The following is an 11375-nucleotide window of genomic DNA, read 5'->3' as shown; positions in this document are numbered from 1 at the left end:
ATGAACCAGACCACATCCGAGAAGCAGGTCAGCCCGCTTGGCCGCATGGCGATCGACTTCGGGCCGATCGTCGCCTTCTTCGCCACCAACAGCCTGCTGCCTTCCGATTGGGCATCGCTGCGCCGGATCATGGCGGCGACCGCGGTGTTCATGGTCGCGACCGTCGCGGCGATGATCTATTCACGGCTCAAGGCCGGCAAGATATCCCCGATGCTGTTCATGTCGGGCGCGCTGGTGCTGGTGTTCGGCGGGCTGACCTTGTGGTTCCACAACGACACCTTCATCAAGGTGAAGCCGACCATCGTCTATTCGATGTTCGCCGCGATCCTCGCCTTCGGCCTCGCCACCGGCCGCCCGCTGCTCAAGATGCTGCTCGAAAGCGCCTATCCGGGGCTGACCCCGGAAGGCTGGCGCAAGCTGACGATCAACTGGACCTTCTTCTTCGTCGCCATGGCGATCCTGAACGAGATCGTCTGGCGCAACAGCAGCTTCAATTTCTGGCTTGGTTTCAAGGTGTGGGGCGCGATCCCGCTGACCTTGCTGTTCGCGATGGTCAACATCCCGATGCTGCTCAGGAACGGCATGTCCGACCCGAGCAAGCCGGCCCCGGTGCCGCCGGAGGGCTGAGCGGGGCTCAGCCTGGCGACGGCGCGATCAGCTTCAGGCCAGTCGCGATCACGGCCCTCTCCCGCGACGTGCGCCATCAGATGCTCACAGCGCAGGGCAAGCGCACGGAGCGGATATGTTCCTCCCCGAGCAAAGCTCGGGGAGGAACATATAGGCGCTTTCTAGCCCCCGCCCGACCGATCAGATCCGCATCGTCGGCGTCAGCCACACCGTGCCGCGCCCGCGGAACACGAACACGAGTCCCTCGCCGCTGCGCATCGCGTTGCGCAGCCCGCGGACGAGCGGGCGGAGCTCGACCTGCAGCGACGCGGAATACATCATCATCAGGTCGCCATCGACGATGAGTTCCTTTGAACCATCGAGTTCGATCGCCTCGACCTCGTCCACCGGCACCGGCGCCTCGACCACGAACACGCCCGTGCCTTCCAGCTTGGGCTGCATCAGGCCATTGCCCGAAAGCACGCCCGAGATCGTGTTGTGCATGTGCGTCTTGACCTGGATCGAGCTTTCGCAGGCGTAGAACGCCTTGTCGTCGAGGATCAGCGCGTCGCCAGGGCCATCCATCTCGGCGATGATGAACTGCTTGGAGGTCGGCTCGCTCCACACTTCGCCATAGCCGCTGTAGCGCGTCGCGAAGCCGGATTCGCCGGTGCCGGCCGAGCGTACGGCACGAGCGAAGAAGCCACCCTGCTCGTTCTGCTGGACTTCGACCTGCAGCTTGCCATGCGCATATTGCAGCGCACCCGGTTCCAGCAGCGCGGCGCCGCCATCAAGGATGATGCGGAGCTGGCGGACGGTGATCGGTTCACCGCCATAATAGGTCGCGCCCTCGCCGCCGAGGCCCAGCGAATAGCTCTTGCGCTTGAACTGATAGAGTTCGAAGCGCGCGCCGCGGCCAACCTTTTCATCGATCTTGGTACGATAGTCGGACATCTGGACTCTCCTGCTACTCGGATTGGTTCAGAATCAGGCGGTGCGCGGCACCTCGATCGCGTGGCGCAGGCCGAAACAGTCGGCGCGGCGCAGGATCGTCGAGGCCCAGCGACCATGTGTCGCCGGCTCGCACATCGTCGCCTGGCTGGCGAACACCGCGCGGCTGTCCCGCGAGAGCATCGCGGTCGCCTCGACCAGTTCGTCGGTGGTCACCTGATAGGCTTCGTGGATCGGCCCGATCTGCGCCGGGTGAATCGCGGTCTTGGTCAGCAACCCGTGTTCAATGTCGCGCTCGAGCTCCTCGCGGAGCAGCGCAGTGTTGCCGAAGCCCTCGAACACCGGCGCACTCAGCGCAAAACCCCAGGGCGCGAAGGTGGCAACGAGACTGACGATGGTGCTGCCCAGCGGCCCGTCATAGGCGGTGCGCACCGGAGATCGCCGCGCACCCACAGTCTGCAACAGGTCATTGCCGCCGATGCGGATCGCAAGCACGCGTTCGGGGATCGCCAGCAACTGCTCGCGGAGGCGACGCATCTCGGCCTGGTCGAACACCTCGCGCGTTTCCAGGGTCGGCATCAGCAGATGGTGGTCGTGATGGCCGAGCGCGGCGAGATAGCGCGGCATCGTGTCAGCGGTGGCCTTGGGGATGACGAAACCGTCGACCTGCTCGATGCCCGCCATCGCCGCGATCTCACCCAGCATCGCCGCGTCGCGCGGGCGGACGAACAGCAGCGGCCGGGACGGCTGCTCCTCGCGCGGCCGCAAGGCGGCGAGCATCGTGGCAAGCCGGCGCAGCGCAAACGGCAGCTCATCCTCGCGCACCGAATCCTCAAGGCACAGCACCGCCGAGCGCAATGTCGGATGGCGATGACCGCTGGCGACCTCGCCGAGATCGTCACGCGTGGCAGGCACATACAGCGTCGCGCCCAGCGCGATCGGATCGACCGTGGGAAGACCGTTCATCCTGCTACTCCGATCCGAGGGATTTGATGATGGCGACAGCGCGGAACCGGCAATCGGGATCGAGTCGATCGACGGGTACGCCGCGGCCGCCGGCGAGGTGGATGAGGTGGGCGACATCGGGATCCGCTGGGTCGCGGACGAACAGTCGGTCGGGCACGCGCCGCAGCACCGCGCGGGTCGCCTCGGCGATGCCGGGCTTAACCCGGTTGCGGTCGGCGATGCCGAGGCGCGCCATCAGCGTCTCGACCAGCGCGTCGCACGCCGCCGCGGTTTCGGCCCGCTGCGCATCGTCACGCGGGTCGAGCGTCGGCACGACTTCGGTGGCGAGCGCGTCGATCGTCTCGATGAAGGCGCGGGTCACATCATGCGGTGCGAAGTGCGGATAGGTGACGCAGGCGTGGAAATCGCCCGGCCCGACCACGCTGTCGTTGAGGATCGAGCGGCTGACGAGGCCGGAGACGATCGCGTTGAGCAGCCCCGAGGCGATCAGATAATCATCCTCGGTCGCGGCGAGATCGGCGCGGCCGGCAGGGTCGGCGATCACGGTCAGGAAAGGCGCGACGCCGAACGGACGTTCGGCGAGGCAGGCCTGCAATTCGGTGGAGATCGCGCCCTTCCCCGTCCAGCCATCGACGAAGACGATGTCCTCGGGCGCGTGCCGGCTGGCGATATGCGCCAGCGCAACCCGGTCGATGCCGCGATCGCGGATGATGCTCACCGAATAGTGCGGCGCCGATCGCCCCTGCCGACGCAACGCGCGGGCGAGCAATGCGCCGATCGGAGTACCGGCGCGCGCGAGCGAAACGATCACCACCTCACGGCCATCCCCGGCGCGCTCTGCCAGCGCCAGCGCCAGCCCGGCGACATCGGCGGCGAGCCGCGCGCCATTGCGCGCCAGCGCCGCCTGGTAAAGCTCGATATAGATCGGATCGGGGAGGCTTTCGGCCGAAAGCATCTCCGAATAATGGCGGCGGCCCGACTGGATCAGGCGCTCCTTGGTGTCGATGTCAGTCGGCGCGAGCGCGACCGGCTTCATCAGGAAGGTGACGTCGGCTGGATCATAGCTGCCCGGAAAGCCGACCATCTCAGCTCCGCGCGAAGGGCGTTGCCGCCGCAAGCTGGGAACCGGTGGGGGTCATCGCGAAATCGCACAGCGCCATGAACGGGGCATCGGTCAGGCTGTCGCCGATGCCGATCACGGGCAGGTCGGGATGTCGCTCGCGCAGCGCCGGCAGCATGTGCGCAACCGCCTGCTTCTTGCCGAGAAAGGGTGGCATCAGCGCGACATTGTTGCCGTTGATGTGCGTCGTCCAGCCGGAAGGCACAGCATGCGCCGCCGCCCGCGCCGCATTGTGCAGCGCTTCATCGTCGGAGGCGGGATGCTTCACCAGCACATAGAGACCGCCGACATTGTCCTCGGTCAGCACGCGCACGTTGAGGCGGTGGCCGGCGGCGGTGGCGGCGGCGTCGATCGCCTCGGCGACCAGCGCCAGCGGCTCGGCATGGAGCGCCGCCGCCTCGGAAATCGTCTCGGCCCACACCGGATCGGGCTCGCCATCGTCACCCAGCACAACGCCGCCATGCGCGCAGACCGCGGCGCGATAATCGAGCTTTACGCGGCGCAGCGCCTCCAGCCCGCGCGCGGTGACCGGCACGAACAGTGTCGAATCGAGCAGCCAGCGGATGAAGTTCATCTGGCGCGGCGTCGCATAGCTCAGCGGCGATCCATCACGCGCGTAACCGATTGGCGTCATGTCTGCCTCGGCCACGTCGATGGGGCGCTTGCGCATCGTCTGGAACAAAGTGTCGTCGAGGTCGACGAGCGTGATCGCCCTCATGCCCGCGCCCCGAAGTCGATCGTGATCGCGTCCAGCGTCTTTACCAGTTCGGGATCGACGCTGCCTTCCGGCGTCTCATGGCAAATGATCGTCACTCGCGGGTCGTCCAGATCGACATTGTAGATGTGGTTCGGCACGGCGGTCCCGTAATTGTCGGAGAAGCGCAGGCGGCTGCGGATCGCGCCATCGATCCGCGCCGGACTGCGCGTCGTTGACTGCATGACCACGTCATGCCCCATCGCCTCCAGAGCCTCGGCGAGGCGGAAGGGCGGATAGGTGAATTCGCCGGTGGCAATCACGCGGATGCGCGTGGCCGGCGGCAGATCGAGGCCGGCGGTGATGGCTTCGACATCGACCGCGGTATCGGTGCGGCCGAGCCGCCCGAAGTTATGGTGCCGCGCCATCGCGCCCAGCGCCAGCGCCGCGCGATCAAACGTGTCGGTCGCCGTCTCGGGCGGCAGCGGCGCACCGGCCCGCCATTCCAGCTTGCCGGCGAGCAGGCTGGCGCAGCGCGCTGGCGCCGGCATCCGCGCAAGCCAGTCGATGCTCCCCGTCCAGTCGGCGAGCGTCGCGACGCGCACCGCTTCCAGCGCTGGCAGTTTTTCGGCGAGCGCGGTGGCGAGGTTGACCAAGGTCGTGCCGGTCGAAACTTCGTCATCCACCAGGATCAGCGAGCGGAAGCGCGCGGTGAGCCCCTCCCCCCATTCAGGCGCGTAGATCAGGTGGGTCGAGGCGTGGCTGTGCGGCTCCTCGAAACGGCAGAGCAAGGGATGGTCCAGTTCCTGCCGCGTCGAATGGATGAAGGCGACGTCGTTGCGCCCGGTAAGGCCGACATAATCCTCATACGCGCTCTGCCCCAGGCACACCGCGGTCTCGGCGAGGCCGACGACCAGCACCGGGCCCGGCAGATCCGCTTCCAGTAGCCCGGCGAGGTCGCGAGTGCTCGCGCGCATCGTCGAGGGCTTCGCCGGAATATGGCGGCCGAGCAGTCGCGAGACGACGAGGAAGGCGCGGCGCGGATTGTCACGCGCGGCGAAGTCGCACAGCGCCTCCAGCGGCCAGTGCGCCCGATCGATCCGCGCGTTGAGCGTGCCGCTGGTCAGCGCGATCGAGATAGTGTCCGAAAGGGAAGCGGGGCTGGCGGCCATCGTCGCGCTCACGCCTCGCACTTCACGAGATAGATATAGGTGCGCGCCTCACGCACGATGTCCGCACGGTTGCGCTGCGCGCTGTCGTCAGAAACGGTGCAGCCGACATCGTTGGTGGCAAGAAAAGTCCGCAACATGGGTGCCTTCGATCCGAAATTGACATTTTCCGCGTTCACGCCGCCCTGGCGGATCCGCTCAATGTTCAGCGAACTGTGAACCTGCCCGACGACCAGCCCGGCCATGTCGAGGATCGGCCCCCCGCTATTTCCGCTGGCGGTCGGCGCCGTAAACTGCATCACGCTGCTGTCATTGCCCATCCCGCATAATGAGGAAACATTGCCGGCGGTCGCCTGCGGCCCCGATCCGAGCAGCCCCTGCAGCGGAAAACCAACGACGACGATGTCCTCGCCGAGATGGAGGTCGAGCGCGAAACGGAAGCGCGCCACGGCGGGCAGGTCACGCTCGACGCGCAGCAGTGCGATATCGTTGCGGGTGTCGACGAACACCACCTCGGCCGGGCTCGTCAGCTTTTCCGACGCGATCGACACGGTGCGCGCGCCATCAACGACATGCGCGTTAGTCAGCACGTGGCGGCTGTCGACCGCGAAGCCGCTACCGGAGAATTTGCTGCCCGGCGGCGGCCGGTCATGCCCGCCCGGTGACGGTGCAATATCTTGCACACCATCGGGATAGGTCACGGGAATGTCGATGTTGAGCGAGGAAGCGACCGCGCCGATGCCGCCGACGAAGCCCTGCCCGTTGGCGGACAGGCGCCATTCGCCGTTGCGGCGATAGATCTCGACGAGGATCACCGAGGCTTCGCCGCGATTGGTGGTGTCGAGCGGGAAGCGATAATCCGCGATCGTGGTGGTGATGCTCTGCAGGTCACGCAGGGTGACGCCGGCACCGATGCCGCCGAGGATGTGCAGTACCAGCATCAGCCGGTCGACCTCGCCTGGCAGCGCCTTCAGGTCGATGCGCAGCGCACCGCCCTCGACGAAGCTCGCGCCGGGGCGCATCTCGCGTGCGCCGCTGTCCATCGGGCGGAAGCTTTCGGGCACGCGCCGGTTGGCATCGAGCGCGATCAGCACCGCGCCGAGATGGCGGGCGTAGCGATCCAGCCCCGCCCCCGAGACGTTGATCTCGACCGCATCGGCGCCCAGCGGCACCCGCTGGCCGGCGGTGAGTTCAGCCATGGACGGTCGTCCGGTCGGCGATCAGCACGGCATCGCCGATCGCCGCGACCAAAGCGCCTGGCTCCGGCTCCGGAATATCTTCCTGCGCAATCAAGCCAAGTTCGGTGGCGACGTGGCACCACGGCAGGCGGACACCGGCAAAGCGCGTATAGGCGCAGCCGCCGCTCATCCGCGTGTTGATTTCCAGCAGCCGCGGATCGCTGTCGTCGATGCGCGCGGCACGACATTGCAGGTTGATCAGCCCCGAAAGGCCGAAGGCGGCGATCGCACGGCGGCCGATCTCGAACGCCGGCCCGTCGGTCTCCAGCCGCTGGGCGCGCCCTTCCTTGCGGCGCGCGACGCCGACGATCAGTTCGCCGTCGCGGCAGACGCAGTCGAGGCTCCATTCAACGCCGGCAAGATGCTCCATCACCAGCAGCCGCTTGCCGAGCCCAGGCTCCGCAAGGGCGCGATGGACGACCTCGGTCGCGATGACATGGCCTTCGGGGTTCATCAATGTCGAGAACAGGTCACACCCGTCGTCGAGCATCCAGAAACCCGCGCCGAAGACACCCTCGGGCGGCTTGACGCAGGGGTTGAGTCCGGCGGCGCGGACTTCCGCAACCGCGGCATCGAAACCGGTAGCGTCGCGCACCTCGATGGTCAGCGGCATCGGCAGCCCCACCTCCAGCGCGGCCTCGTAGAACGCCGCCTTGTCCTCGATCAGCGCCAGCATCTCGGACGATGCGGGCACGGACACGCGCGTGCCGATCGCGGCGAACGCTTCCGCATGGGTCGCGATCAGCGCGCGGCCGTTCTGCGGCACGAACAGGTCGACGTCATGGACGCGGCAGATGTCGAGGCACCAGGCGACAAACGCAGCCGCCCCGTCCTCCGTATCGCGATTGAAGCGGGGCTCGATCAGCGCCAGATCGGCGGCGTCGAGCACCGCGGCCTGCGCATCGCGATGCGACGCGATCAGCCGCAGGCCGGCGGGGTCGGGATGAAGGGGAAGGCCCGCATCGCGCGCGCCTTCCCGGATCATGATGAGTGCGTCACGGACGCTGGAGTAGCCGTGATTGTACCAGACTGTTGCCACCGAGCGTCCGCTTGCCGATCAGATGTTGACGCCGAAGGACTTGGCGAGCGGCCCAAGGCCGCCGGCGAAGCCCTGGCCGATCGCCTTGAACTTCCACTCATCGCCGTTGCGATAGAGCTCTCCGAAGATCATCGCGGTCTCGGTCGAGGCGTCTTCCGACAGGTCGTAGCGCGCGATCTCGGTGCCGCCATCATTGTTCAGCACGCGGATATAGGCGTTGGAGACCATGCCGAAGTTCTGCTTGCGCGCATCGGCGTCGTGAATGGTGACCGAAAAGGCGAGCTTGGTAACGTCGGCGGGGAGCTTGCTCAGCCCGACGATCACCACCTCGTCGTCACCGGCGCCCTCGCCCGTGGTATTGTCACCCTGATGCTCGACCGCCCCGCCGGCGCCGCTCTTGTTATTGTAGAAGATGAAGTCGGCGTCCGAGCGCACCTTGCCCTCGGCGTTCAGAATGAACACGCTCGCATCGAGATCGAACGCGCTGCCGTCGGTGACGCGCGTATCCCAGCCCAGGCCGACCTTGACGGTCGTGAGGCCCGGCGCCTCCTTGGACAGGCTGACATTGCCGCCCTTTGAAAGTGAAACCGCCATAAGTTTACTCCTCTCTCCGAATTACGCGCCGGCTCAGCCGACATTCACACCATAGTTGCGGGCGAGCGGGCCGAGGCCGCCCTGATAGCCCTGGCCGACCGCGCGGAACTTCCACTCGCCATTGTGGCGATAGACTTCTCCGAAGATCATCGCGGTTTCGACCGACGCGTCTTCCGTCAGGTCGTAGCGCGCGATCTCGCGGCCGGTGGCATCGTTGACGACGCGGATGAAGGCGTTCTGCACCATGCCGAAATTCTGACGCTTGTTCTCGCCATCATGGATGGTCACCGCGACCGCGACCTTGTCGATATCCGCCGGCACGCGGGTCAGTTCGACCTTCAGCGATTCGTCGTCGCCATCGCCCTCGCCCGTGCGATTGTCGCCGGTGTGCTCGACCGAGCCATCGGTGGACTTGAGCTGGTTGTAGAAGATGAAGTCCGCATCCGAACGCACTCGGCCATCGGTCTTGAGCAGGAAGGCGCTGGCATCGAGGTCGAAGTCGGCGCCGTCGGTCGAGCGGACATCCCAGCCGAGACCGATCAGGATCTTGCTGAGGCCCGGCTCTTCCTTCGACAGGCTGACATTGCCGCCCTTGGACAGGCTGATGGACATAGTTGATGCTCCTCTTGGCTCAGATCTGTTCTCAATGTGCCTTGTCGGCGGTGAGATCGATGCCCTCGGCATCCTCAGGGTGGAGGCGGTTGTGCCGCACCGACCACCAGAAGGAGAGACCGATGAACACCGCGCCGATCAGACCGGTGACCGTTTCAGGAATATGGAAGCGTTCGGATGCCGAGAGCAGCATGATCACCGCGAGCGCGATGATCGCCCAGAAGGCGCCATGCTCAAGGAAGCGATACTGCGCGAGCGTGCCGCGATCGACCAGCATCACAGTCATCGAACGGACGAACATCGCACCGATGCCGAGGCCGAGCGCGATGATGAACAGGTTGTTGGAGAGCGCGAACGCACCGATCACGCCGTCGAACGAGAAGGAGGCGTCGAGCACTTCCAGATAGAGGAAAGAGGCGAAGCCCGAGCGCGCGACCGCCCCGGTCAATTCGTCTTCCTCACCCTCCAGGAGCGAGCCGATCGCCTCGACGCCGATGAACACGACGATGCCGAAGATGCCGGAAACCAGGTAAGTCACCGCATCGCTTTCGGGCAGGATGGTCGACACGCCGTACATGAACAGCAGGACGATCGCGATCTCGACCGACTGGACGCTCGACAGCTTGGCCAGCTGCGATTCGATCACTGCGATCCAGTGCACATCCTTGTCGGCATCGAAGAAGAACTTCAGGCCGACCATGCCGAGGAACGCGCCGCCGAAGCCGGCGATGCCGACATGCGCGCTGGTGATGATCCGCTCATATTCCTGCGGATTGCCGGCCGCCAGCTTGACCGCCGAGATCGGATCGAGCCGCGCGGCGATCGCGACGATCGCGAGCGGGAAGATGATGCGCATGCCGAAAACGGCGATCGCGATACCCCAGGTGAGGAAGCGATGGCGCCATTTGTCGTCCATGTCACGCAGCACCGTGGCGTTGACCACCGCGTTGTCGAACGACAGCGACACTTCGAGCACACCGAGGATCAGCACGATCCAAATGATGCCCAGCGTACCGGGTATGGTGCCGGTCAGTTCCCAGCCCAGCCATGCGCCGAGCGCGAGGCAGACCGCCGTGAAGAGCAGCGAGCCCTTATAATATTTCCAGAACACGCGTTTCCCCTTGTTCCCCGCGATGCGTCGACCGGCGCGTCAGTCCTTGCGGCCCGCCGTCCAGCGAAGCCCCCACCCCAGCGCTCGATCGAGTTCGCTCTGGTCCCTGAAATAGTCGACCAAGCGCGTAGCCTTCAACGTTCCGCGATCATTTTCAAGCAGCACGACGCCGCACAGCCGCATGTTATTGCGACCTTCGGTCATCCGCACCTCGATCGGAGGCTGATCGGGCATGGTGATGGTCACCACGCCGTCGGTCTGCTGCCAGTTCGGAACGCCATCATAGATGTTCGCAAAAATGGCTATCCGCTTGAGTTCGTTCCAGAACTGACCGTTGATCCGCATCGTTTCACCCTTCGACACGTCGCCGGTGCGATCGTCGCCGTCAAGCTCGACATAGGGCGGATTGTGGAAATTCCCGAAGACACGGCCAAGCGCCTGGACAACGCCCTTAGACCCGTCCGCCATCTCGATCAGGCAGCCAAGGTCAAGATCGACCGCATTGCCGCCACCGAAGAAGCCCTTCTTGCCGCGTGACCAGTTCAGATTGATCACGATCTCGCCGAACGAACTGCCGCGCTTCTCGAGGTTTACCGCCTGACCGGGCTTGTCGAGCGTCACCTTGCTGAGACTCACCGGTGGCGCAGGGGGCGGCGGGGGCGGAGGCGGAGGCGGCGGAGGGGGTGGCGGCGGAGGCGGCGGCGGCGGTGCAGCCGAGGCCGGTTCGTCCGCTACATCGATACCGAAAGACCGCGCCAGCGGCGCGAGGCCGCCATTGAATCCCTGCCCCACCGCACGGAACTTCCACTGTCCGTTGCGCAAGTACAGTTCACCGAATGTCATCGCCGCTTCGCTGGCGCCGCCGAGCTGGGGGACATAGCCAACGCTGGGCGCCTGCCCGCGCGCGGCGACCGCGATGCGCGCGCCGGAGACCATTGCCAGCGTCTGGCGCCGCGCGGCGGCCTGGTCGATCGTCACGCAGAACACGATGCGCTGGATCGCCGGCGGAAGTCGGGTCAGATCGACATCGAAGCTGCCCTTGGGCGAGGATCCCGGCGTGTAGCGCACCGCGCCGTCGCCGCCGCTGTTCTGATTGTAGAACACCATGTCCTGATCACCGCGCACCTTGCCGGTTTCGGTGAGCAGGTAGGCCGAGACATCGACCTCGCAGCCCGCAGGTGCCGACCAGTCGACAGTTACCGTGACGGAATCGCCCGTCAGCGGCGCATTGCCGCCCTGCTGCAGTTCATTCATCGCACGCTCCTGTCTGGTCTT

The 11375-nt window shown here is 65.9% G+C and carries 12 protein-coding genes; 1 reads left to right on the top strand and 11 read right to left on the bottom strand.

What is annotated here, in order from left to right; translation table 11 throughout:
- Entirely contained in the window at positions 1–627 is a 627-nt protein-coding gene (locus tag FHS96_RS05155; protein WP_429588388.1) for a septation protein A, read from the top strand.
- 180 nt (positions 628–807) lie between these two features.
- Here FHS96_RS05155 and FHS96_RS05150 read toward each other — a convergent pair whose 3' ends face one another.
- From FHS96_RS05150 to FHS96_RS05100, 11 genes are read right to left on the bottom strand one after another with little or no spacing between them, the layout of a single operon-like run.
- Positions 808–1560: an AIM24 family protein gene (locus tag FHS96_RS05150; protein WP_429588386.1), complete on the bottom strand. Its 753-nt coding sequence runs from the start codon at positions 1558–1560 to the stop codon at positions 808–810.
- Positions 1561–1593: 33 nt separating this feature from the next.
- Positions 1594–2523, bottom strand: coding sequence for an HpcH/HpaI aldolase/citrate lyase family protein (locus tag FHS96_RS05145; protein ID WP_429588385.1), 930 nt, complete (start codon positions 2521–2523; stop codon positions 1594–1596).
- 4 nt (positions 2524–2527) lie between these two features.
- Entirely contained in the window at positions 2528–3607 is a 1080-nt protein-coding gene (locus tag FHS96_RS05140; RefSeq protein WP_429588383.1) for a cysteine protease StiP family protein, read from the bottom strand.
- A gap of 1 nt (position 3608) precedes the next feature.
- Positions 3609–4361, bottom strand: coding sequence for an HAD family hydrolase (locus FHS96_RS05135; protein WP_429588381.1), 753 nt, complete (start codon positions 4359–4361; stop codon positions 3609–3611).
- Entirely contained in the window at positions 4358–5509 is a 1152-nt protein-coding gene (locus FHS96_RS05130; protein WP_429588380.1) for a phosphoribosyltransferase domain-containing protein, read from the bottom strand. The genes FHS96_RS05135 and FHS96_RS05130 overlap by 4 nt, the downstream gene beginning before the upstream one ends.
- An 8-nt stretch (positions 5510–5517) precedes the next feature.
- Positions 5518–6705, bottom strand: coding sequence for a trypsin-like peptidase domain-containing protein (locus FHS96_RS05125; RefSeq protein ID WP_429588378.1), 1188 nt, complete (start codon positions 6703–6705; stop codon positions 5518–5520).
- Entirely contained in the window at positions 6698–7783 is a 1086-nt protein-coding gene (locus tag FHS96_RS05120; protein WP_429588376.1) for an ATP-grasp domain-containing protein, read from the bottom strand. The genes FHS96_RS05125 and FHS96_RS05120 overlap by 8 nt, the downstream gene beginning before the upstream one ends.
- A gap of 18 nt (positions 7784–7801) precedes the next feature.
- Positions 7802–8377, bottom strand: a complete 576-nt coding sequence (locus tag FHS96_RS05115; protein ID WP_429588375.1) for a TerD family protein — start codon at positions 8375–8377, stop codon at positions 7802–7804.
- Between the two features lie 33 nt (positions 8378–8410).
- Complete coding sequence (locus FHS96_RS05110; protein WP_429588373.1) at positions 8411–8989, bottom strand: TerD family protein; 579 nt, start codon at positions 8987–8989, stop codon at positions 8411–8413.
- Positions 8990–9020: 31 nt separating this feature from the next.
- Positions 9021–10100, bottom strand: a complete 1080-nt coding sequence (locus FHS96_RS05105; RefSeq protein ID WP_429588371.1) for a DUF475 domain-containing protein — start codon at positions 10098–10100, stop codon at positions 9021–9023.
- Positions 10101–10139: 39 nt separating this feature from the next.
- Positions 10140–11354 carry a TerD family protein gene (locus tag FHS96_RS05100; RefSeq protein ID WP_429588370.1) on the bottom strand — a complete coding sequence of 405 codons (1215 nt, stop codon included), beginning with the start codon at positions 11352–11354 and terminating at the stop codon, positions 10140–10142.
- Between the last annotated feature and the right edge of the window lie 21 nt (positions 11355–11375).

It is taken from the genome of Sphingomonas zeicaulis (assembly GCF_050433225.1).
GTDB lineage: Bacteria > Pseudomonadota > Alphaproteobacteria > Sphingomonadales > Sphingomonadaceae > Sphingomonas_D > Sphingomonas_D zeicaulis.
The sequence above is the reverse complement of the archived record's forward strand: the minus strand, read 5'-3'. Positions and strand labels throughout refer to the sequence as shown.